This is a genomic window from Nonomuraea sp. NPDC003707 (assembly GCF_053587055.1).
Window position 1 is genome coordinate 1 of record NZ_JBSFNK010000007.1, and the last position, 21,603, is coordinate 21,603.

Here is a 21,603-nt window from a genome sequence, read left to right on the forward strand (position 1 = left end):
AGGCCTTCGCCGACGGCAACTCCGGCGGCCGGCGCGACTCCAACCTGCAGCGCACCGGCAACGACTGGATCGAGGTCGCCTTCCGCACCGCGCGCACCGCCGACCCGGCCGCCAAGCTCTGCTACAACGACTACAACATCGACAACTGGACCTGGGCCAAGACCCAGGCCGTCTACACCATGGTCCGCGACTTCAAGCAGCGCGGCGTGCCGATCGACTGCGTCGGCCTGCAGTCGCACTTCAACAGCGGCAGCCCGTACAACAGCAACTACCGCACCACCATCTCCAGCTTCGCCGCCCTCGGCGTCGACGTGCAGATCACCGAACTGGACATCCAAGGCGCCTCCGCGCAGACCTACGCCAACGTGACCAACGACTGCCTGGCCGTGCCGCGCTGCGCCGGCATCACGGTGTGGGGCGTGCGCGACACCGACTCCTGGCGCTCTGGCGACACCCCGCTGCTGTTCGACGGCAACGGCAACAAGAAGCCCGCCTACACCTCGGTCCTCAACGCGCTCAACGCCGCCGGCCCCGGCCCCACGCCCACAGCGACCCCCACGACACCGCCCGGCGGCAACGGGCAGATCAAGGGGGTGGCTTCCGGCCGCTGCCTGGACGTGCCCAACTCCAGCACCGCCGACGGCACCCGGCTGCGGCTGTGGGACTGCTCCGGTGGCGCCAACCAGCAGTGGAGCTTGAGCTCCGCGGGTGAGTTCAAGGTGTACGGCAGCAAGTGCCTGGACGCCGGCGGCAGCGGCAACGGCGCGATCATCCAGATCTACGGCTGCTGGGGCGGCGACAACCAGAAGTGGCGGGTCAACTCCGACGGGACCATCGTCGGCGTGCAGTCCGGGCTGTGCCTGGACGCCGTCGGCGCGGGCACCGGCAACGGCACCCAGCTCCAGCTGTACTCCTGCTCGGGCGGTGGCAACCAGAAGTGGACCTGGGGCGGCGGCTCCGATCCCAACCCACCCGGGGGTACGCTGCCCGCGAGCCTGCGGTGGAGCTCCAGCGCTCAGCTGATCGCGCCGAAGCCGGACGCCACGCACAACATCGCGGGCATCAAGGACCCGTCGGTGGTTTACCACAACGGCAAGTACCACGTCTTCGCCAGCACCGCCAACGCCTCGGGCTACAACCTGGTGTACCTGAGCTTCACCGACTGGTCGCAGGCCGGCTCGGCCACGCACTACTACCTGGACCGCACTCCGATCGGCACCGGCTACCGGGCCGCGCCGCAGGTGTTCTACTTCGCGCCGCAGAACCTGTGGTACCTCGTCTACCAGACCGGTAACGCCTCGTACTCCACCAACCCCGACATCAGCAACCCGAACGGGTGGAGCGCGCCGAAGAACTTCTACTCCGCGATGCCCGACACCATCCGGCAGAACATCGGCAACGGCTACTGGGTCGACATGTGGGTGATCTGCGACGACGCCAACTGCTACCTGTTCTCCTCCGACGACAACGGCCACCTCTACCGGTCGCAGACGACGCGGGCGAGCTTCCCCAACGGCTTCACCAACACCGTCATCGCCATGCAGGACGCCAGGAACAACCTGTTCGAGGCGTCCAACGTCTACAAGGTGCAGGGCGCCAACCAGTACCTGCTGCTGGTCGAGGCGATCGGCTCGGACGGCAAGCGCTGGTTCCGGTCCTGGACCTCCAGCAGCATCGCCGGGTCCTGGACGCAGCTGGCGGCCAGCGAGAGCAACCCGTTCGCCCGGGCGAACAACGTCACCTTCAGCGGCACCGCCTGGACCCGGGACATCAGCCACGGCGAGATGATCCGCGCCGGCAACGACCAGACCCTGCCCATCAGCCCCTGCAAGATGCAGTACGTCTACCAGGGCCTGGACCCCGCCGCCGGCGGCGACTACAACTCCCTGCCCTGGCGGCTGGGCCTGCTGACCCAGACCAACTCCACCTGCTGACCCCGCTGGGGAAGGAGGCCCGCGGTGCGGCGCGACCCGCCGCGCCGCACCCCCGGGCGGCCCACGTCGATGTCCTAAACTACGGCCATGACCGCCACCGGGGAGTCGTCCGGCGCACAGCCGCTGACGTTGGCGGAGCTGGCCCAGCTCGCCGGTGTGTCCGCGGCGACCGTCTCCAAAGTGGTCAACGGCCGCTCCGCGGTGGCGCCCGAGACGCGCGCGCTGGTCGAGGGCCTCATCCGCGAGCACGGCTACCGCAGGCAGCGGCGGCGCGTCGACCCGGCCGCCGCGGTGGAGCTGGTCTTCCACGAACTCGCGGGCGAATACCCGACGGAGATCATCAGGGGAGTCGGGCAGGTGGCGCGCGAGCACCAGCTGACCGTGTCGGTCTCCGAGCTGCAGGGCAGCCACATCCCCGAGAGCGACTGGCTCGAAGGCGTGCTCAGCCACCGCCCGACCGGCGTCATCGCGGTCTTCTCCGGCCTGACCGAGCTCCAGCGGGAGCGGCTGGCCCGCCGCGAGATCCCCCTCGTCCTCCTCGATCCGACCGGCGACCCCGGTCACCGGATGCCGTCCGTGGGCGCGGGCAACTGGACCGGTGGGCTCTCGGCCACCCGGCACTTACTGGAGCTCGGACACCGCCGGATCGCCGTCATCACCGGCCCCGACCACGCCCTGTCCAGCCGGGCGCGGCTCGACGGCTACCGCGCCGCCCTGGACACCGAGCGCGTGCCCGTGGACCCGGAGCTGATCTGCCGGGGCGACTTCCAGATCGAGGACGGCCTGGCCTGCACCCATCGGCTGCTGCGCCTGCCCGACCCGCCCACCGCCATCTTCACCTGCAACGACGGCGAGGCCTTGGGCGTCTACCGCGCGGCTCACGAGCTCGGGTTGCGCATCCCGGACGACCTCAGCGTCGTGGGCTTCGACGACCTGCCCTCCATCCGCTGGGCCGTCCCGCCGCTGACCACGATCCGGCAGCCGCTCACCGAGATGGCGATGGCTGCCGCCAGAATGGTCGTGGCACTCGCCCAGGGCACACCGCTGCCGCAGCACCGCGTCGAATTCGCCACGGAGCTCATCGTCCGCGGCAGCACCGCTCCGCCGAAGCGTCGGTGACGGTCGGCGCGGGGTGAAACTTTCAGCCGCGATCACGCCCGCGTAAACGCAGATGGGAACCTCCGTCGTGAGCAGCGGCGGTAATGATCCACAAGCCGGATGCTTGACGGTGCCGAGCCGCCGTCCGACTCATTGGGTGCGCGAAAGTTACCGTCAAAACGCTCATAACTTACGTAGCGCAGCCCGTGGGGAGAAGCATGTCTTCAAAGTAGGCCATGGCCGCCGCCGCGCTGCTCGCCGCGGCGGGCCTCCTGGTCGCGCCGAACGCCCAGGCCGCGGCCGGTTGCCGGATCGACTACAGCGTGACCAACCAGTGGGCGAACGGGTTCGGCGCCAATGTGAGCGTTACCAACCTGGACGATCCGTCCCTGGGCCCGGATTCACGCTCAACAACGCCTGGCAGTTCTTCATGGGCTATCGCTTCGCCGTCTTCGACTACGCCGCCCGGGCACTGGGGGGAGCCGTCACCGTGAAGCGGTTCGAACTGGCGACACCGTGAGGCGCCGCCCCCAGGTCGGCCTCGGTCGACCTGGGGACGGCGCGCCCGTTCGCTCAGCCCTTCGACCGGCCCTGGAGGTCGGCGCCGGCGCTGGTGGCGGCGCGCTTGGTGGTGGCCGCCGCGCGGGTGTCGGGGCCGGGCAGGTCGGAGGTGAAGCCGTAGACGACGGTCGCCGTGGCGATGGCGCCGGTGTTCAGCGCGAGCGCCTTGTCGTTGATGTTGGCGATGGTGTCGCAGGCCTGGTGGTAGCAGGGGTCGTACGGTTCGCCGGCGGTGCCGCCGAACAGCGCGGCCTCTTCGGCGGTCTTGATGCCCTCGGCGCCGGTGAACAGGCCACCCGCCGGGATGCCGGTCGCGATGAACGGTCCGTAGTCGGAGCGGCCGTCGAAGTCGGTCCCGTTGTGGCCCTGGCGCAGCGTGTCGAAGTACTTCTCGAAGAGCTTCTCGATCTCGTCGGATCCGGGCGGGCCGGCGGGGGAGCCGACGGCGTCGCTGTTGTCACCGTCATAGATCTTGAACGCGTAGTTGGTGGAGCCGATCATGTCGTAGTTGAGGTACAGCTTGATCTTGGCCAAATCGGCGGCCGGCAGGGTGTCCACGTAGTCGGTGGAGCCGAGCAGGCCCAGCTCTTCGGCGCTCCACCAGGCGAAGCGCAGCTTGTTGCGGGTGGGGACCTTGCCGAGCGCCTCGGCCACCGCGAGCGTCGCGGCGCTGCCGGAGCCGTCGTCGTTGATGCCCGGCCCGGCCGGTACGGAGTCGAGGTGGGCGCCGGACATGACGACCTTGTTCGGGTCGCCCCACTTGGAGTCGGCGATCACGTTGTGGGTGGTGCGGATCTCGCTGATGGTGTCGGTCTTGAGGTGCACCACGCTGGTGGCCGAGGCGAGTTCCTGGCCGACGGCGAAGCTGGTGCCCAGGACGGGGATCGACACGGGTTCGCCGAGGTTGCCGAGCAGGGTGTCGGTACGGCCGGGCTGGCCCTCGTTGAAGATGATCGCGGCGGCGGCTCCGGCGGCCTGGGCGTTCTGCGCCTTGACGACGAAGTTGCAGGTGCCGCGCTGGAGCAGGGCGATGTTGCCGGGCGTGAAGCCGGCGAAGTCGGAGGCCTCGCAGCCGGAGCTCGAACTGCTGGGCGTCGGGCCGGGGGGCAGGACCAGGTCGACGTTCTGCAGGGTCCCGGTCACCTCACCGGAGCCGGAGTAGGTCATGGTGGAGAACTCGCCGGTGGAGGAGCCGTCGGGCGGGGTCGGGGCGAAGACCCGCGGGTTGGGGGAGGTCCGCTCCAGCAGGGCGGTCGACTTCTCCTCGAAGAAGGCGAAATCGAACGGCTGCACCGTCACGGTGTAGCCGGCCTTCTTGAGCTTGCTGACGACGTAGTCGCGCGAGGCCGCGTGCCCGCTCGTGCCGGCCGCCCGGTTGCCGCCGTTGGCGTTGGCGATCGTCTGCAGGGCCTGCAGGTGCTTCTTGACGGCGGGCGCGGTGATGGAGTCGATCAGCTTCTTCTGCGCCGTGTTCGGTCCCGGGTCCGCCTGCGCCGCGGCGGGGACGAGCGCGAGGGGTAAGGCGAGCGCCGCTGCCATGGTGAGGACGCGGTACGCACCTCGGCGCGAGGTGATGCGCATGTGAGCTCCTTTGACTCGCAGGAATCGGTGCATTCTGCCCGAATCGGCGGCATAGGAGAACGTAGACCGCCATACCCGCCCTCGGGAAGACCCGAATCGCACAGCCGCCGGTCTCCGACTGTTCTTCTCGAGGCCGAGGATCCGTTGATGGCGCGTCACGTGTGATGGATGGACTCGTGCGGACATATAGCGCCCTTTTGAGAGGAACTATCCTCGATGTCCGCTTCTCCAGAGAACGAGCTCGTGACACGACGGCGGTTGCTCGCCGTTACCGGCGGACTGGTCGGCGCGGTCGCCGTCGGCGGCCTGACCGGTCCGGCCTGGGCCGACGACCGGCGCCCCGGCGGGAGCCGCCGGCGCTGGCTGCCCGGCGACCACCATGTGCACAGCGAGTTCAGCGTGGGGTACGACAACTCCACCACCCCGCCCAAGCCGATCATCGGCGGGGACGCGATCTACCCGTTGTCGGTCAACGCCACGCACGCGCAGCAGTTCGGGCTCGCCTGGATCGTGTCGACCGACCACGGTGGCCCGCTGCACTCCAAGCTGGACGCGGAGCAGAGGTACCCGAGCCTGCTGGAGGCGCGCCGGTCCGTGCCGCGGGTGCTGCAGTTCTACGGCATGGAGCTGGACACGCCCGCGGCCGACCACTCCAGCCTGATCATCCCGAAGGTGTCCTCCGAGCGCGACATCCTGTTCCAGCTGGAGAGCCGCTTCTCCAAGCGTGACCCGTTCCCCGCGGACCCGACGTTCGACACCGAGCAGAAGATGCTGGAGGCGCTGCGCGTGATGCGGCAGCTCCCGCACAAGCCGCTGCTGTTCGCGAACCACCCCGCTCGCTCCGCCTCCGGGCTGGGCGTCTACGGCCAGGACACCCCGGCGGAGTTCCGCAACTGGAACGACACCGCGCCGGAGATCGCGCACGGCTTCGAGGGCGCCCCCGGCCACCAGGCCGGCACGCTCAGGAAGGACGGCAGCATCGACCCGGACGGCGAGCGCGGCGGCTACGGCAACTACCCCACGATGGGTGGTTTCGACCAGATGACCGCCCGGCTCGGCGGCCTGTGGGACTCGCTGCTCGGTGAGGGGCGCCGCTGGTGGATCACCTCCACGTCCGATTCCCACCGGCACTACAGCGACGGCGGCAGCGACTTCTGGCCGGGCGAGTACTCCAAGACGTACGTGCACGCCGGCTGGGACTACGCCGACATCCTCGACGGTCTGCGCAGCGGCCGGATCTTCGTCGTCATCGGCGACCTGATCGACCAGCTCGACCTCACGGTCTCCCGCGCCGGCCAGGCGCAGGGCCAGGCCGAGGGCAACACCGTCAGCGTCGGCGAGACCCTCACGCTGCGCGGCAACGACCGTGACGCCGAGGTCGAGGTCCGCTTCCGCGTGCCGCGTACCGCCAACGCCAAGGGCCAGCGGCCGCAGGTGAAGCGGGTCGACATCATCACCGGCCGGGTCACCGGCCCGGCCAAGGACCGCTCCTCCGACACCAACCCCACCACCAAGGTCGAGGCCCGCTACGGCGCCGGCCAGTGGCGGCGCGACGGTGACGAGATCGTCGTCCGTCACACGGTGCGCGACATCGACGGCCCCATGTACGTCCGCGTCCGCGGCACCAACACCGACGAGCTCGAGCCCCAGCCCGACCCGAAGGGTTCCGACCCGTGGGCCGACCTGTGGTTCTACTCCAACCCGGTGTTCATCGAGCGCTGACACCAAGCTGGGATGACCGGGCGCGGCGCGGCGCCCGGTCATCCCGCCACCGGCCTCGACCCCGTCGTCAGAGGGTGACGCGGACCGGTCAGGCGATCACGGCGCGGATCCGTTCCGCTCACCCAGCGCCTCCCGCAAGGCGGCGGCCACCTCCGGCGTCACCGTGCCGACGAAGCGCTGCACGGCCGCCGAGACGTCGCCCGCCTCGTCCAGCGCGGCCCGCATGGCCTCGGCGACGAACGCGTCCTTACCGGCGGCCGCACCGTCGCCCCCTGCCGTGTTCTGCGCCGGCTAGCAGATTACCGCCCCTATGCCGCCTGTGGCCGGTCGCCGAGCACGGCGGTCCGGCAGGCGGGGGAGAGCCGGCCGCGCCGGTCCAGCCGCCGGACGGCCGCCGCGGAGGCCAGCCCCGCGACGGCCAGGAGCAGCCACGGCAGGCCGGCCCACCCGGTGGAGCGGGCCGTGTCGACCAGAGCGCCGGCCACGAGGTTGCCGGCCAGGATCCCCAGCCCGGACAGCAGGTTGTACAGCCCGTAATAGGTGCCGATCAGCCGATCTCCCGCCATGTCGGCGATGGTGGCCATCTCGAACGGGAAGGCGACCAGCGTGCCCAGGGTGAGCAGGAGCACGCACATCACGACGGGCACCATCGCCCACGCCGGCGCGAGAGCCGGCTGGGCGAGCGCCGCGGGCGGCAGGAAAGCGACCCCCATGAGCGCCAGGCCGCGGCTGATCGCCTGGCCGCGCGTCCACCGGGCCGAGCTCCAGGCGGTCAGGCGGACCTGGCCGGCGATGCCGAGCAGCGCCGAGAGGGCGTACAGGGCCATCACCCCCGCCTCGCCGCCGCCGAGGCGCTGCACCTCGAGCGGCAGGGCCAGATACATCTGGTACGACAGCGCGTACGAGGCGATCATCGCCGCGGCGAAGGACACGAACGCCCGGTCTCCGAACGCCCGCCGCCACTCCCGCAGCACCGGCTGCCGCTCCTCCGGCACGGGAGCGCGCCGGGCCGGAAGGCACAGCCCCTGCAGGACGGTCAGCACCGCGAAGATCGCCGCGGCGGACAGGCACACGGCGGTGAACCCCGTATGCAGCAGGGCGAGGCCGGCCAGCGGTCCCAGCAGGATGCCGCCCTGGTAGAAGACGTTGAACACGGCGAAGGCGGCGACCTTGCGCTCCCCGGCGGCGCAGGCCAGATAGGCCCGCGCGGCGGGGTTGAACAGCGCGCCCGCGAAGCCCGTCACGGCGGCGGCCAGGACCAGCAGGGGCAGCGAGGTGGTCAGCCCGAACAGGGCGAATCCGACGGTCCGCAGCGCGCACCCGAGCATGATCATCGGCTTGTGGCCGAGCCGGTCGGCCAGGGTGCCGCCGATCAGGAACATGCCTTGCTGGCTCATGTTCCGCAGGCCCAGGATCAGCCCGATCGTCCAGGCGGCCAGGCCGGCGCCGGCCGAGAGGTGCTGGGCGAGGTAGGGCATGAGCATGTAGAAGCCGAGGTTGATGCCCGCCTGGTTGATCTGCAGGAGCTGGATCGGCCGGTCGAAGGAGCGGAACTGCCGCAGCGTGTCCCTCATCGCCGGCCTGCCAGGGGGTCCGTCACGGTGGCGCAGCGCGTCCAGCGGTGCACCTCCCGCTCGGCCGGCTCGCGCAGGAGGTCGGGCTCCTCGGCCGGGACCGTGCCGAGCAGGCCGTTGGCGTGGCAGTAGTCGTCGTCGAAGATGCTGTTCCAGTAGCGCCACGGCCCGTCGGGGAAGACCGCCACGACGGTCTGGTCAGGCGCGGTGCGGGCCAGCCAGCGCGCCACCAGGGTGACCGCGCCCGTGCTCCAGCCGCCCGAGACGTAGTGACCGGCGGCCAGGGCTCGGCAGGCCCAGACCGCTTCGGCCGGGCTGACCCAGTGCACCTCGCTGAAGGCGTCGTAGGCGACGTTGCGGGGATGGATGCTGGAGCCGAGCCCGCGCATCAGGCGGGGCCGGGCGGGCTGGCCGAAGATGGTCGAGCCGACGGTGTCGACGCCGACCAGCTTCAGCCGGGGGAAATGGCGGCGGAGCACGCCGTGGATGCCGGCGCTGTGCCCGCCGGTGCCGACGGAGCACACCAGCGTGTCGATGTGCGGCAACCGGCCCAGCAACTCGTGAGCGAGCCCCGCGTAGGCGTCGGCGTTGTCCGGGTTGTTGTACTGGTCGGGGCAGTAGGAGCCGGGAATGTCGGCCAGCAGGCGCCGCACCCGTTCCCGGCGGGCCTCCTGCCAGCCGCCGGCCGGGTGCGGCTCGCGGACGATCTCGAGGCGTACGCCGTAGGAGGAGAGCAGCCGGCACATGAGCGGCTCCATGCCGGGGTCGCCCACCAGCACGACCGGATGGCCGAAGACGATCCCGGCCAGGGCCAGGCCGAGCCCCAGGGTGCCGCTGGTGGACTCGATGATCGTCGCCCCCGGCCGGAGGTCCCCTCGGGCCCTGGCCTGGCGCACCATGTGCAGGGCCGGCCGGTCCTTGATGCCGCCCGGATTGAACCCTTCCAGCTTGGCCCAGAACCCTCCTCCCGGTACGAACGGCTCGGAGATGAATGCCAGCGGCGTATTGCCGACGGCGAGGGAAAGCGACGAGAAACCGGTGGGCGGCGTCTTCTGCGGGCGCGCAAAAGTAGCTTGTGATGACATTGGTGAAATCCCCGAAGTGAATGGCGTAATTCGCGGCATGACCGAATGGCCGCGAATCCGGGCGGACATGGACGGCTGATGGACGTCGCGGTCCTATATGCGCATCACGCAGAGATTTTCCAGAAACGGCGCGGCGGTCCCGGCGGCGCGCGCCGGGACTGTCGTGGCCGCCGCGGCGGCCTGCGCCGACGGGACGGACGAGGCCGTGGACATCGCCGCGAAGATCGGCGTGTCGGCCGGGTTGGTCGCCGAGCAGTCCTGCTCGGTGCCGTGCTGGTGGCGCGGCGGCAGCTCGCGGTGCAGGCATCGCGCGCTGTAGACGGCGGTGTTCTTCAGATCGACGCTGTGGGCGACCGGCTCCGACAGCTCCACGGCCGCGCACGCGCCGCCATGGGCGAACACCACGCCGATGAGCAGCACGAGCGCGAGCACCGCATGCGCCGCCGGCCGGCCGGGCGGACGGCGGGAACGGGTGGTCCGTGTCGTGAGCATCACCGGTGATAATGCCCGCGAGGCCGCCGGCCGCGCCCGGAGAATTCAAAGATTCCGGTAAAGCCGGTAGGCGCTTTATGGAGAGTGCGGGGCAATCCGCCGCACCTGCTGCCGACACGGGGAAATGAACCCGCGGTTTGCCGCGACCGACGCCACACTGGGGATTCGCGTGTCCCATTGATGTCAGGTGGTGAAGCCGTCCATGACCGTGTCGAGACGCCGGGTCGTCGCCGGACTCGGTGCGCTGGCCGCCGCTCCGGTCACCGCCGGACCGCCGGCCGTCCGGCGCGGCGTCACCGCCGAGCGGCTGGCCCGGGACGAGGATTTCTGGGCCGCCGTCGCCCGCCGGTTCCGGGTGAGCCCGGACTTCGTCAACCTGGAGAACGGCTACTACGGCGTCATGCCGGAGCCCGTACGGCAGGCGTACCACCGCAATGTGGACCTGCTCAACGAGCAGAACTCGCACCTGCTGCGCACCACGTACAAGGCCGGCGCCGACAGGATCCGCGATCGCCTCGCGGGCATGCTCGGCGTCACCAGGGACGAGATCGCGCTCACCCGGGGCGGCACCGAGGCCCTGCAGAACCTGATCTCCGGCTACCGCCGCCTGCGCCCCGGAGACCAGGTGATGTACGCCGACCTGGACTATCACAGCGGCCAGTACGCCATGAACTGGCTGAAGGACCGGCGTGGAGCCGAGGTCGCGCGGATCGTCATGCCCGAGCCCGCGACCTGCCAGGCGGTGCTGGACACCTACGAGCGCGCCCTGCGCGAGCACCCGAAGACGAAGCTGCTCCTGCTCAGCCACATGAACAACCGCACCGGCCTGGTCACGCCGGTACGCCGGATCGTCTCCATGGCCCGCGACCGGGGCGTCGACGTGATCGTGGACGCCGCGCACTCCTGGGGGCAGCTCGACTTCACCCTCCCCGACCTCGACGCCGACTTCGCCGTCTTCTCGCTGCACAAGTGGATGGGCGCGCCGCTGGGTGCCGGGTTCCTCTACGTCCGCGAGCAGCGCCTGGGCGACATCGACCCGCTCTACGCCGACGAGACCTACACCGCCACCGACATCCGCTCGCGCGTCCACTCCGGCACCATGAACGTCGCGCCCTTCCTCACCGTCGACGCCGCCCTGGACTTCCACGACGCCCTCGGGGCGCAGGTGAAGCAGGCCCGGCTGCGGTTCCTGCGCGACCGCTGGGTGCGCCCGCTCCGCGACGTCCCGAACGTGGAGATCCTCACCCCGGACGAGCCCGGCATGTACGGCGCCATCACCGCCTTCCGCCTGCGCGGGCTCACCACGGAGGCCGACAACATCGCCATCGCCGACCGCCTGATGCGCGACCATCGGATCTTCACCGTCGCCCGGACGGGCATGGCGGGCGGTGGCGGCGTCCGCGTCACGCCCGCCCTGTTCACGTCCGCGGCTGACATCGACCGGCTCACGGCCGCACTGCGCGACCTCCGCGAACCCTGACCTGCCGGCCCGCCTGTCCGATCCGAACCGGCTCGCCGGACGGCGGGCTGTGCGACGGCCGGACCCGCCGTTACGAGGAACTGCCTGACGGCTTCCGCCGGCCCTGGGCGAGGATCAGGCCGGCCACGCCGGCGGGGTCGTCGGACATGGGGACATGCCCGCTGCCGGCCAGCCTGACGTGGCGGGCGGCGGGGAGCAGCGTCCGCGCCCGGCGGGCCTGGCCGCCGATGAGCAGCAGGTCCCGGGTGCCCCAGGCGATCGTGATCGCCTCCTGATCGATGCCGCGGCCGTTGCCGAAGAGGTAGCGCCGGCTGTACGGCAGGATCGCCCGCACTCCCGGGGCGTCGGCGAAGGCGCGCATGGTGCGCAGGGTCTCGTCCGCGCTGAGCCGGAGCGGGTGGGCGAAGTACAGGCCCATCGTCGTGGCGCGTACCACGCTGCGGCGCACCAGCGCGGGCAGCAGCGGAGCGAGCAGGCGGGCCAGGCCGCGGGAGCCGCGCAGCGCCGCCACGACGTAGGCGACCTCCAGGCGCGACCAGAATCCGATCGGCGCCAGCGCGACCACGCCTCGGGCCCTGCCCCGGCGCGCCAGTTCCAGCGCGATCGCGCCGCCCAGGGAATTGCCGGCGATCAGCGGGGAATCGAGGTGGAGCTCGTCCAGCAGGCGTTCCACGCGATCGGTCAGCTCGATGACCCCGAGGGGGCCGCCGCCGGGGGAAAGCGGCGAGCCGCCGTGGCCGGGAAGGTCGGCCAGCACGAGCTCATGGTGGGGCGTCAGCCGATCCGTCACCGGATCCCAGCCGTGGCGGTCGTGCCCGATGCCGTGCAACAGCACCACCGGCGGCCCTTCCCCTCGCCGTTCGAAGGCGAGCTGTCCCGCGTGGCCGGTCGTCATGGCGCCCCTCCTGGAATGCGTTCCGCACCGTTCGAGGATCATAACCTGAACATCGATGTTCAAGTTAGCGTGCGCGCCGCCGGGAAGGGTAGCCGGGTACGGATCCTCGTCCTGAACCGGCACGACAAGAGAGAAAGGCGACGTCATGACCGACAACCTCACCGTGAGCGTTCTGGGCACCGGGATCATGGGTGCCGCGATGGCCCGCAACCTCGCCCGCGCGGGCCACGCCGTGCACGCCTGGAACCGCTCCAGGGACAAGGCCGAACCGCTGGCCGCCGAGGGGGTGCACGTCGCCGGCACCCCCGCCGAGGCTGTGCGCGACGCCGACGTCGTCCTCACCATGCTCTACGACGGTGCCGCCGTGCTGGAGGTGATGCGGCAGGCCGCGCCCGCCCTGCGCCACGGCGCCGCCTGGGTGCAGTCGACCACCGCGGGCCTCGACGCGATCGGCGAAATGGCCGCCTTCGCCCGCGAGCACGGGCTGGTCTTCTACGACGCGCCCGTCCTCGGCACCCGCCAGCCCGCGGAGGCCGGGCAACTGCTCGTCCTGGCGGCGGGACCCGGCGAGGGCCGGCAGAGCGTGACGCCGGTGTTCGACGCCGTCGGCGCCCGCACCGTGTGGACCGGCGAGGACGGCGCCGCCGCCGGCGCCACCAGGCTCAAGCTCGTGGCCAACAGCTGGGTCCTCGCCGCCACCAACGCGGCCGGCGAGGTCCTGGCCCTGGCCAAGGCGCTCGGCGTGGACCCGCAGAGCTTCTTCGACGCCATCGAGGGCGGCCCTCTGGACATGGGCTACCTGCGCATCAAGACCGGCCTGGTGCTGGAGGGCCGCCTCACGCCGCCCAGCTTCGCGGTCACCACCGCCGCCAAGGACGCCCACCTGATCGTCGAGGCGGGGGAGCAGCACGGCGTCCGCCTCGACGTCGCCGCCGCCGGCGCCGCACGCTTCGACCGTGCCGCCGCGCAGGGTCACGGCGACGAGGACATGGCCGCCGCCTACTACGCCAGCTTCGACGACGATCCCGCTACCGCCTGAGCGTCCCCGATCGCCGGCCCCGTGCGTCGGGCCCGTGCGTCGGGCCCCGGCGTCCCTGGGCAAAGATCCACACGCTCACCCCTCTCGGCGCGGACCTGCTCAGGGCCGATTCGGGCCGTCGGCCGCCGCGACAGGCTGGAGGAGCCGGTCGATCGTGATGGGCAGCGAGCGGATGCGCCTGCCGGTGGCGTGGTGGACCGCGTTGGCGATGGCGGCGCCCATGCCGACGAGGCCGATCTCGCCGACGCCTTTGACCCCGACGGGGTTGAACCTGTCGGGGCGGCCGACGAAGCTCACCTGCATGTCGGGGATGTCGGCGTTGACGGGGATCAGGTAGTCGCCGAAGGTGGCGTTGGCGATACGCCCGGATCCCGGATCGGTGACCGTCTCCTCGAACATGGCCATGCCGATGCCGCCGACCGTGCCGCCGATGATCTGACTGGTGGCTGTCTTCTCGTTCAGGATGCGGCCTGCGTCGATCACCGAGACGACCCTGGCCACCCGCAGCAGTCCGAGATCCGGGTCGACCCGCACCTCCACGAACTTCGCGCCGAAGGGTCCCGCGGGCGCCAGGCCCAGCTCCCGCGAGTCGGCCGGGGTGCTGGCGCCGTGGGCGCTGAGCTCCGTCAGCCCGTGCGCGACGAGGATGTCGGTGTATGCCTCGCCGCGCTCGGGCGATCCCGTCCGGTGGATGCGACCGCGGCCGATGCTGACCTCGTCGACGGCGCACCCCGCCAGCGGCGAGGTGGGATCGTCGCGGACGGTGTCCAGGAATGCCTGCACGAGATTGCGGCAGGCGGCGTGGATCGCGCTGCCGAGGCTGGCCGTCAGGCCCGAGCCGCCCGCCACGGCCCCCGGCGGCAGGTCGGTGTCGCCGAGTTCGAAGGTGACGCGCGGCAGGTCCAGCCCGAGCAGCTCGGCCGACAGCTGGGCCATCACGGTGTAGGTGCCGGTTCCGATGTCGGTTACCGCGCTGCGCACCAGGGCCGTCCCGTCCCTGCGCAGCGTCGCGGTCGCCTCGCACGGCTTCTGGAACCAGAAGAACGAGACGCCGGCCAGGCCGTACCCGATCAGCCAGTCGCCGTCGCGCATCGAGCGGGGCTCGGGTAGGCGGCGCGACCAGCCGAACCGTTCGGCACCGACCTCGTAGCACTCGCGCAGGGCCTTGCTCGACCACGGGAGGCCGAGTTGCGGTTGGCTCTCGGCGTAGTTGCGCAGCCGGAGCTCGAGTGGGTCGATGCCGAGCTCGTAGGCCAGCTCGTCCATGGCCGACTCCAGCGCGAAGTTGCCCTGTGCCTCGCCGGGGGCGCGCATCGAGTTGCACCAGGTGACGTTCAGCCGGACCTGCCGGTCACGCGTGGAGACGTTGGGGCAGGCGTAGGCGTATGCCGTGCCGGAGGCGCACGGTTCGAAGTTGTCCCCCTCCATCTGCAGCGTCGTGGTGCTCTCGTGGTCGATCGCGGCCAGCCGTCCGTCGCGGGTGGCGCCGATCTTGATACGCTGCTCCGTGGCCGTGCGGTGACCGACACCGGTGAACATCTCCGGGCGGGTCAGCACAAGCTTGACCGGCCGGCCCACCGTGCGCGCGGCCAGGGCCGCGAGCATGACATGCGGCCACACGCGCAGCCCCGCCCCGAAGCCGCCGCCGACGAACGGGACCAGCACCCGCACGCCGCTCTCCGGGACGCCGAACACCTGCGCGAGCGCCGTGCGCAGAGCGTCGGGCCACTGGGTGGAGTCGTGGACGGTGAGGGCCTCGCCGTCCCAGGCGGCCACGGTGGTGAAGAGGCCCAGCGGGTTGTTGGTGTTGTCGACCGTGGTGTACGTCGCCTCGAACGTCACCTCGGCCGAGGCCAGGGCGGCCCCGACGTCGCCGCGACTGGAGTCCAACTCGAACGGGTCGGTGAGCACCTCCGCCCTGGGGTCATGAAGGTCGAGGAGCGGCTCGGTCGCCTCGTACTCCGCCTCGACCCGGCGGGCCGCGGCCGTCGCCTCCTCGGCGGTGCCCGCCACGACCACGGCCACGTACTGGCCGTAGTGCAGGATCCGGTCCCCCTGCAACGGCGGCGGCGGGGCCGACAGGATCACCGTGTCGGACGCGCGCCCCAGCGAGGGCGCGTTCTGGTGGGTGATGACCGCCAGCACGCCGGGCGAGGCCTGAGCGGCGCTCGTGTCGAGCCGGCTGATCCGCCCGGCGGCCACGGTGCTGCGCACGAGCGCGGCGTGCGCCAGGTCGGGGAAGCTGAAGTCGTTGGGGTAGTGCGCGGCGCCGGTGACCTTCAAGGGACCGTCGACCCTGTCCACTCCCTCGCCGACCAGGTCGATCTGCTCGACGAGCGTCATGACGCACCTCCGGCGGCGGTTCGCAGGGCGCGCACCAGGGTGCGCTTGGCCAGCTCGACCTTGAAGGCGGTGCCCTCCACGGTGAACGGGTCCCGGACGGCGGCCTCGGCCGCCGCGGTGAAGACCTCCAGGCTCGGAGGCAGCCCCCGCAGAGCCTGCTCGGCCTCGGGCGCGTGCCAGGGAATCGTCCCGACGCCGCCCAGGGCGACGTGTGCCTCGCCGATCACGCCGCCGCCGAACCGCAGGGCCACCGCGGCGGAGGTGAGCGCGAACTCGTAGGAGACCCGGTCGCGGACCTTGAGGTACGTGGAGTGCGCGTCCGGCGGGAGCAGCGGGATGTCCACAGCGGTGATCAGCTCACCGTGGGTGAGCACGTTCTCCACGTCGGGCGTGTCCCCCGGCACGCGGTAGAACTCCGTCAGCGGGACCGAGCGCTCCCCGCCCGTCCCGCGCAGGTGCACGACCGCGTGCAGCGCCACGAGCGGCACTGCCATGTCCGAGGCGTGCACGGCGATGCAGTGCTCGCTCGCGCCCAGGATCGCGTGCATCCTGGCGGCCCCCCGCACCGCGGCACACCCGGAACCACGGTGCCGCTTGTTGCACGCGGGGACGGTGGGGTCGCGGAAGTAGCGGCAGCGGGTGCGCTGCAACAGGTTCCCGCCGATCGTCGCCATGTTCCGCAGCTGGACGGACGCACCCAGCAGCAGCGCCTCACGCAGGAACGGCAGGCGCTCGGTCACCGTGGGGTCGGCGGCCAGCTCCTCCATCGTGGTCAGCGCACCCACGCGCAGCACATCGCCGTCGCGGGTGACGCCGGCGAGCGGCAACCGGGTGATGTCGACCAGCCGGTCCGGCTCCAGGACGCCGTCCTTCATCAGGTCGATCTGAGTCGTGCCGCCGGCCAGATAGGACGCGTCGGGATCGGCGGTCACCGTCGCCACGGCCTGGCCCACCTCGCCCGCCCTGACGTACTCGAACTCACGCATCGCGGTCACCCGCCCCCATCCGGTCGCGGACCTCGCGGATCGCCTTGACGATGTTGGGGTAGGCGCCGCACCGGCACAGGTTGCCGCTCATGAACTCGCGGATCTCCGCATCCGAACCCGCGCGCCCCTCCGCCAGCAGGCACACCGCCGACATGATCTGCCCGGAGGTGCAGTAGCCGCACTGGAAGGCGTCGTGACGGACGAACGCCTCCTGCATCGGATGCAGGACGCCGTCGGCCGCGAGGCCTTCGACGGTGGTGATCGCCCGGCCCTCGCACTGCGCGGCCAATGTCAGGCAGGACAGGACCCGCTTGCCGTCCGCCATCACGGTGCACGCGCCGCAGGCGCCCTGGTCGCAGCCCTTCTTGGTGCCGGTCAGCCCCAGCCCGTCGCGCAAGGCGTCCAGCAGGGTCACGCGAGGGTCCAGGTCGAGCCGATGATCGACGCCGTTTACGGTCAAGGTCACCGCGACCCGCGCGATCGTCGGCGCGGGACTCCGGTGAGTCGTGTCATGAGCCATAACCCCTCGATTCCGGCACGGCACGAGCCGCGCCCTCACGGGGGGAGGTCCTCACCGACTATACGCCATAGAGGAATGAGTACGAACGATCGTACTATTTGTTTCGTGACCACTCGCGTAGAAGAGTCCGATCCCCACTGCCTGCCCACCGAGCGCGCCGCGGACCTGCTCGCCCGCGCGCCCTGGCGCCGCTTCGCCACCGTCGGCGACAGCCTGGCGGCGGGCACCGGCGACCCGAGCCCCGGATACGCTGGCCTGGGATGGCCCGACCCCGACGCGGCCGTCGAGGCCTCGATGGGGCGGGTGTTCGAGCCGGGCAGGCGGTGCCGGCCGCCGAGATCGTCAAGGGCCTCGCCCGCCTGCTCGGCGGGCAGGCGCCCTCCCTCAGAGCCTGGCGCTGATGATCGGCGCCAGGCGATCGGCGATGACCACGTGGCCGCTGTCGTTCGGGTGGACGTTGTCGGACATGTTGGCGCTGGTCAGCCAGCCCTCGGTGGGGACGTAGTAGACCTTGGCGTCGCCCGCGGAGTTGCGGGCGGTGACCGCGGCCCGGGTCTGCGTGGCGTACCGCTTCGTGAAGGTCTCCAGCGCGAAGATCGCCGCCCCCGGGTAGGCCGCCCGCGCCTCCTGCAGCAGGTGGGTGTAGGACGCCTGGAAAGTGGTGGTGCTCACGCCGTGCCCCACGTCGTTGGTGCCCAGGTTGATCACGACCGCGTTGGCCTGGTAGCGGGAGAAGTTCCAGTCCGGGGTGGCGGCGTTGGGGTTGAGCTTGGGGAAGCGCGCCTCCAGGCCGACGCAGCCGTCCGCGGTCGCCACCAGGCAGGCACCGCCTTGGGCGACCTGGGTGTGCCGGGCCCCGAGGCGCTCGCCGATGAGCCAGCCGTACGCGGTCAGGGCGTTCTTGGAGGTGGTCGTGCCGACGGTGATGGAGTCGCCGACGAACTCGATCAGCTTGGACGGGGGCGCGATCGCGTACGTCGTGGCCCCCGGGTCGAGCACGAGGCCCTGGAAGACGGCGTCACCGTGGTAGGACCCGGCGACGACCCGGTAGGAGACGCGTAAGGTGTGGTTCCCCGCGGCCAGGGGCGTGGGGGTGAGGTTGACCGAGCCGCGTACGTTCTGGATGTAGACCCACGCGCCGCCGTCGACGCTGTAGTACAGGTCGATGGTGTTGCGCTGGTTCAGCCTGACCGTCCTGCCGGTGAAACCGGTGGTGAGGTAGGCGCCCGCCCAGTACGGCACGTATGCGGTGGAGGCGGTGGTGTCCCACCGCCCGGTGAAGGAGATGTTGGCGTCGGTGGGGGAGCCGTCGCCCGTCGCCGCCTCGGCCCGCGGCGTGACCGCTGTGACCAGGGCGATGACGAGCGTGCTGAGCAGCAGCCGTGTCCTCATCAGAGTCCGATCCTGGGGGCGACGATGGGTGCGAGCCGGTCGGCGACCGTGATGGCCGGCAGAGGGCTTGCCCACCAGTGGACTCTCGGTCATGAACGACCGTCAACGAGATCGTTCGCGCGGCGCGTTTCCGGGCAGGTCAGTGGCGCGTACCCGGTGAAAGGTTCATGCCTTCAGAGAGGCTGGCAAACCGGGCACCAGACGGTCGTACGGCCGGCGATCCGGCAGCGGGACAGGGGTGTGCCGCAGCGCGGGCAGGGGCCGCCGGGCTCGTCGCGCACGCCGGTCAGCCAGGTGTCACGTGCGGGCACGCATCCGGCCTTGATCGACACGCGCAGGACCCGGCGCATCGCCCCGTACAAAGCGGCGCGTGCGGCCTCGTCCAGATCTGCCACGGCACGCCGGGGATCGACGCCGGCGTGCCAGCAGATCTCGTCGGCGAGCAGGTTGCCCAGGCCGGCGAGGAACGCCTGGTCGATCAGCGCCGGCTTGAGCCGTCCCCGGCGGCCCGACAGCAGTCTGGCGAAGCACGCGTACGACACCTCGCGCGCGTCCGGGCCGAGGCCGCCGAGCACCCGCTCGGCCTGGGCCTCGTCGGCGGCGAGGCGGATGCCCTGGAGTTTGCGCATGTCCCGGTAGCGCAGCTCCCCGTCGTCGAACTGCCAGACGACCCGGTCATGCCGGTGCCACGGCTCCTCGGGGGAGTGCCAGGACAGCGAGCCGGTCATGCCGAAGTGCAGCATCAGCACCGGCCCGCCGGCGGGCGCGATCAGCCACTTGCCGTGCCGCCGCGGCCGCTCGAACCGGTGTCCGCGTAGCGCGGCGGCCAGCCGCCGGGCGCCGATGCCGCGCAGGACCCCGGGGTCGCGAACGCGCACGGCCCTGATCGGCTCGCCGGTGTGCTCCGACAGCACCTGGCGGAAGCCCTCCACGTCGGGGAGTTCCGGCATGGGGAAACCCTGCCCACCAGGGCCGCCTACCTGCTCAGATCGTGACGGCGAGCTTGCCGACGGTGCCGGTGGTGAAGTCGGAGACCGCGCGCGGCGCCTCGGCCAGCGGGTAGGCGCGGGCCACCGGCACGCGCAGGCGTCCCTCGGCCGCGTCGGCGGCGAGCCGGGCCAGGGTGTCCGGGTTCGGGTCGGCCATCACCGCCGTGGCCTTGAGGTCGCGGCCGGGTTCGTCGGGCACGTAGTGCAGGGTGGAGGCCAGCCGCCCGCCGTCGGCCAGCAGGGCGGCGACCGCCGGGCCGTCGCCCGCCAGGTGCAGCGCGGCGTCGACCCCGCCCGGCGCGATCGCGCCCACCTGCGCCGGCAGATCGGCGTGGTCGACGGCCCAGGTGGCGCCCAGGCCCGTGACGAAGGCGGCTTCGGCTCCGGGCCTGGCGGTGGCGATCACCCTGGCGCCGCGCGCGGCGGCCAGCTGGATGGCGAACGCGCCAACGCCGCCGGTCGCGCCCGAGATCAGGACGGTCTCGCCCGGTGCCGGGGCGACGGCGTCGACGGCGTTAAGCGCGGCGGTCCCGGCCAGCCCCAGCACGCCCGCGCGGGTGTGGCCGAGCCCTTCGGGGATCCTGGCCAGGCCGTACTGCTCGCTCACCACCACATATTCGGCGAAGCCGCCCTGGCCCAGGGTCGGGCGCATGACCACGCCGAACACATCCGCACCCGGCGTCAGGCCGGTCACGCCCTCCCCGACGGCCGCCACGGTGCCGGCGAAGTCCTTGCCGAGCACGACCGGGAACTCGTAGTCGTACACGCCCTTGAGATAGCCGCCCAGCACGCCCAGGTCGAAACCGTTGACCGAGGAGGCCAGCACCCGGACCAGCACCTCGCCGGGACCCGGTTCCGGCACGGGCAGGTCGGCGGCGGCCAGGTCGGCGCCGAAGCCGGTGAAAGCCATGGCACGCATGATGATCACTCCGTTTCCGTGGAAGCTGTGGTGGCCTGCCGCCAGGAGGCGCGCAGGACGGCGCGGGCGACGGCCAGTTCGGCCTCGTCGCGCGGGGCGTAAAGCATCACGATCGTGTCGGGCCACTCGGGGCGCCGGCTGATCGGATGCGGCTCGATCCACCCGGCCCGTTCGAGCGGATCGATGAGCGGCGCGGGCACCGTGAGGTGCAGGAAACCCGAGCGGTGGATGTGGCCGAACTCGTCACGGCTGGGGTGCAGGAACGCCGCCCACGGCCCGGCCGGCTCGCGCAGCCGCAGCGCGAGTGAAGCGGGCTCGGACACCTGGCTGGGGCCGGTGAACACGCCCGCCAACGCCTGCGCCTCCGCCACCAGGGCGGCCCTGATGCGCGGCGGGGAGAACTGGTCGAGCTGGTCGTGCGGGATCTCCAGACCCGTGGTCCGCGGGCGAGGGCCGGGCCGGGGTGGGGGATCGGTCAAGTCGATGCTCATCGCAACGGCACTTTCTGTGCGCTGGTTACTTCTTGTGCGTGCATCGAGTCTGATCCAGAATGCCGTCATGACGGAAGAAGGCACTTTGACCCGCGTTAGGCACATCGATGTGCGTGAGACGGTCGGCGAGCATCACCCGTCCTGCCAGTTGCGCGACATCCTCGACCGCGTCGGGGACAAATGGAGCGTGCTGGTGATGGACCTGCTCGGCGGCGGCCCCAAGCGCTACTCCGAGCTGCAGCGCGCCATCGAGGGCATCTCCCAGCGCATGCTCACCCTCACCCTGCGCAGCCTGGAGCGGGACGGGCTGGTGGAGCGCACCGTCACCCCCACCTCGCCGCCCCGGGTGGACTACGACCTGACCCCGGTCGGCCGGACGCTGTCGTCCCAGGTGGCCGGGCTCATCGAATGGGCCGAGCGGCACCGCGAGTACGTGGCCGCCGCCCGCGTGCGCTACGACGCGTCCTGACCGGGCCCTGCGCCGCGCGCTGACGGGTGTCGC

19 protein-coding genes and 1 pseudogene are annotated in these 21,603 nt (G+C 71.5%); 7 read left to right on the plus strand and 13 right to left on the minus strand.

Annotation, left to right across the window (positions count from 1 at the left end; genetic code table 11):
• The 3 genes and pseudogenes from ACWDRB_RS19660 to ACWDRB_RS19670 form a co-directional block, all read left to right on the plus strand.
• On the plus strand, positions 1 to 1,934 hold a 1,934-nt coding region (locus ACWDRB_RS19660), incomplete at its 5' end, for a non-reducing end alpha-L-arabinofuranosidase family hydrolase (RefSeq protein ID WP_449895625.1).
• Positions 1,935 to 2,021: 87 nt separating this feature from the next.
• A complete protein-coding gene (locus ACWDRB_RS19665) occupies positions 2,022 to 3,053 on the plus strand; it encodes a LacI family DNA-binding transcriptional regulator (RefSeq protein ID WP_449895627.1) in 1,032 nt (343 codons plus the stop codon).
• Positions 3,054 to 3,268: 215 nt separating this feature from the next.
• Positions 3,269 to 3,409: pseudogene (locus ACWDRB_RS19670) on the plus strand (cellulose binding domain-containing protein); the annotation flags it as partial.
• Between the two features lie 196 nt (positions 3,410 to 3,605).
• Here the strand turns inward: ACWDRB_RS19670 and ACWDRB_RS19675 are convergent.
• Positions 3,606 to 5,174: a M28 family metallopeptidase gene (locus ACWDRB_RS19675; protein WP_449895629.1), complete on the minus strand. Its 1,569-nt coding sequence runs from the start codon at positions 5,172 to 5,174 to the stop codon at positions 3,606 to 3,608.
• Positions 5,175 to 5,390: 216 nt separating this feature from the next.
• Between ACWDRB_RS19675 and ACWDRB_RS19680 the strand changes: the two genes are divergently transcribed.
• On the plus strand, positions 5,391 to 6,896 hold the full coding sequence (locus ACWDRB_RS19680; protein WP_364250195.1) for a CehA/McbA family metallohydrolase domain-containing protein: 1,506 nt from the start codon (positions 5,391 to 5,393) through the stop codon (positions 6,894 to 6,896).
• Positions 6,897 to 6,992: 96 nt separating this feature from the next.
• Here the strand turns inward: ACWDRB_RS19680 and ACWDRB_RS19685 are convergent, their stop codons facing one another.
• The 4 genes from ACWDRB_RS19685 to ACWDRB_RS19700 form a co-directional block, all read right to left on the minus strand.
• Positions 6,993 to 7,121, minus strand: a complete 129-nt coding sequence (locus tag ACWDRB_RS19685) for a hypothetical protein (RefSeq protein ID WP_449895632.1) — start codon at positions 7,119 to 7,121, stop codon at positions 6,993 to 6,995.
• 83 nt (positions 7,122 to 7,204) lie between these two features.
• Positions 7,205 to 8,470, minus strand: coding sequence for an MFS transporter (locus ACWDRB_RS19690; RefSeq protein WP_449895634.1), 1,266 nt, complete (start codon positions 8,468 to 8,470; stop codon positions 7,205 to 7,207).
• The gene (locus ACWDRB_RS19695; RefSeq protein ID WP_449895636.1) at positions 8,467 to 9,555 is read right to left on the minus strand and encodes a PLP-dependent cysteine synthase family protein; all 1,089 of its coding nucleotides are present in this window, start codon (positions 9,553 to 9,555) and stop codon (positions 8,467 to 8,469) included. Before ACWDRB_RS19695 ends, ACWDRB_RS19690 begins: the two co-directional genes overlap by 4 nt.
• A gap of 93 nt (positions 9,556 to 9,648) precedes the next feature.
• The gene (locus tag ACWDRB_RS19700) at positions 9,649 to 10,047 is read right to left on the minus strand and encodes a hypothetical protein (protein WP_449895638.1); all 399 of its coding nucleotides are present in this window, start codon (positions 10,045 to 10,047) and stop codon (positions 9,649 to 9,651) included.
• Between the two features lie 202 nt (positions 10,048 to 10,249).
• Here ACWDRB_RS19700 and ACWDRB_RS19705 point away from each other — a divergent pair, with 202 nt between their 5' ends.
• Entirely contained in the window at positions 10,250 to 11,527 is a 1,278-nt protein-coding gene (locus tag ACWDRB_RS19705; RefSeq protein WP_449895640.1) for an aminotransferase class V-fold PLP-dependent enzyme, read from the plus strand.
• A 70-nt stretch (positions 11,528 to 11,597) separates the two neighbouring features.
• On the opposite strand, the gene ACWDRB_RS19710 is transcribed toward ACWDRB_RS19705, so the two are convergent.
• Entirely contained in the window at positions 11,598 to 12,422 is an 825-nt protein-coding gene (locus tag ACWDRB_RS19710) for an alpha/beta fold hydrolase (RefSeq protein ID WP_449895642.1), read from the minus strand.
• 145 nt (positions 12,423 to 12,567) lie between these two features.
• On the opposite strand from ACWDRB_RS19710, the gene ACWDRB_RS19715 reads away from it, so the two are divergent.
• The gene (locus tag ACWDRB_RS19715) at positions 12,568 to 13,461 is read left to right on the plus strand and encodes an NAD(P)-dependent oxidoreductase (protein WP_449895644.1); all 894 of its coding nucleotides are present in this window, start codon (positions 12,568 to 12,570) and stop codon (positions 13,459 to 13,461) included.
• A 99-nt stretch (positions 13,462 to 13,560) separates the two neighbouring features.
• On the opposite strand, the gene ACWDRB_RS19720 is transcribed toward ACWDRB_RS19715, so the two are convergent.
• The 7 genes from ACWDRB_RS19720 to ACWDRB_RS19750 form a co-directional block, all read right to left on the minus strand.
• A complete protein-coding gene (locus ACWDRB_RS19720; RefSeq protein ID WP_449895646.1) occupies positions 13,561 to 15,804 on the minus strand; it encodes a xanthine dehydrogenase family protein molybdopterin-binding subunit in 2,244 nt (747 codons plus the stop codon).
• Positions 15,801 to 16,790 carry an FAD binding domain-containing protein gene (locus ACWDRB_RS19725; protein WP_449895648.1) on the minus strand — a complete coding sequence of 330 codons (990 nt, stop codon included), beginning with the start codon at positions 16,788 to 16,790 and terminating at the stop codon, positions 15,801 to 15,803. Before ACWDRB_RS19725 ends, ACWDRB_RS19720 begins: the two co-directional genes overlap by 4 nt.
• On the minus strand, positions 16,783 to 17,256 hold the full coding sequence (locus tag ACWDRB_RS19730; RefSeq protein WP_449895650.1) for a (2Fe-2S)-binding protein: 474 nt from the start codon (positions 17,254 to 17,256) through the stop codon (positions 16,783 to 16,785). Before ACWDRB_RS19730 ends, ACWDRB_RS19725 begins: the two co-directional genes overlap by 8 nt.
• Positions 17,257 to 17,694: 438 nt before the next feature.
• Positions 17,695 to 18,702: a GDSL-type esterase/lipase family protein gene (locus ACWDRB_RS19735; RefSeq protein WP_449895652.1), complete on the minus strand. Its 1,008-nt coding sequence runs from the start codon at positions 18,700 to 18,702 to the stop codon at positions 17,695 to 17,697.
• 173 nt (positions 18,703 to 18,875) lie between these two features.
• On the minus strand, positions 18,876 to 19,652 hold the full coding sequence (locus tag ACWDRB_RS19740) for an Fpg/Nei family DNA glycosylase (protein WP_449895654.1): 777 nt from the start codon (positions 19,650 to 19,652) through the stop codon (positions 18,876 to 18,878).
• A gap of 34 nt (positions 19,653 to 19,686) precedes the next feature.
• Positions 19,687 to 20,601: an NADP-dependent oxidoreductase gene (locus ACWDRB_RS19745; RefSeq protein ID WP_449895656.1), complete on the minus strand. Its 915-nt coding sequence runs from the start codon at positions 20,599 to 20,601 to the stop codon at positions 19,687 to 19,689.
• A gap of 14 nt (positions 20,602 to 20,615) precedes the next feature.
• Complete coding sequence (locus ACWDRB_RS19750) at positions 20,616 to 21,101, minus strand: luciferase domain-containing protein (protein ID WP_397373786.1); 486 nt, start codon at positions 21,099 to 21,101, stop codon at positions 20,616 to 20,618.
• Between the two features lie 109 nt (positions 21,102 to 21,210).
• Here ACWDRB_RS19750 and ACWDRB_RS19755 point away from each other — a divergent pair, with 109 nt between their 5' ends.
• Positions 21,211 to 21,570 (plus strand): winged helix-turn-helix transcriptional regulator, encoded by a 360-nt coding sequence (locus tag ACWDRB_RS19755; RefSeq protein ID WP_350739470.1) that lies wholly within the window; start codon positions 21,211 to 21,213, stop codon positions 21,568 to 21,570.
• The last annotated feature ends 33 nt before the right edge of the window (positions 21,571 to 21,603 follow it).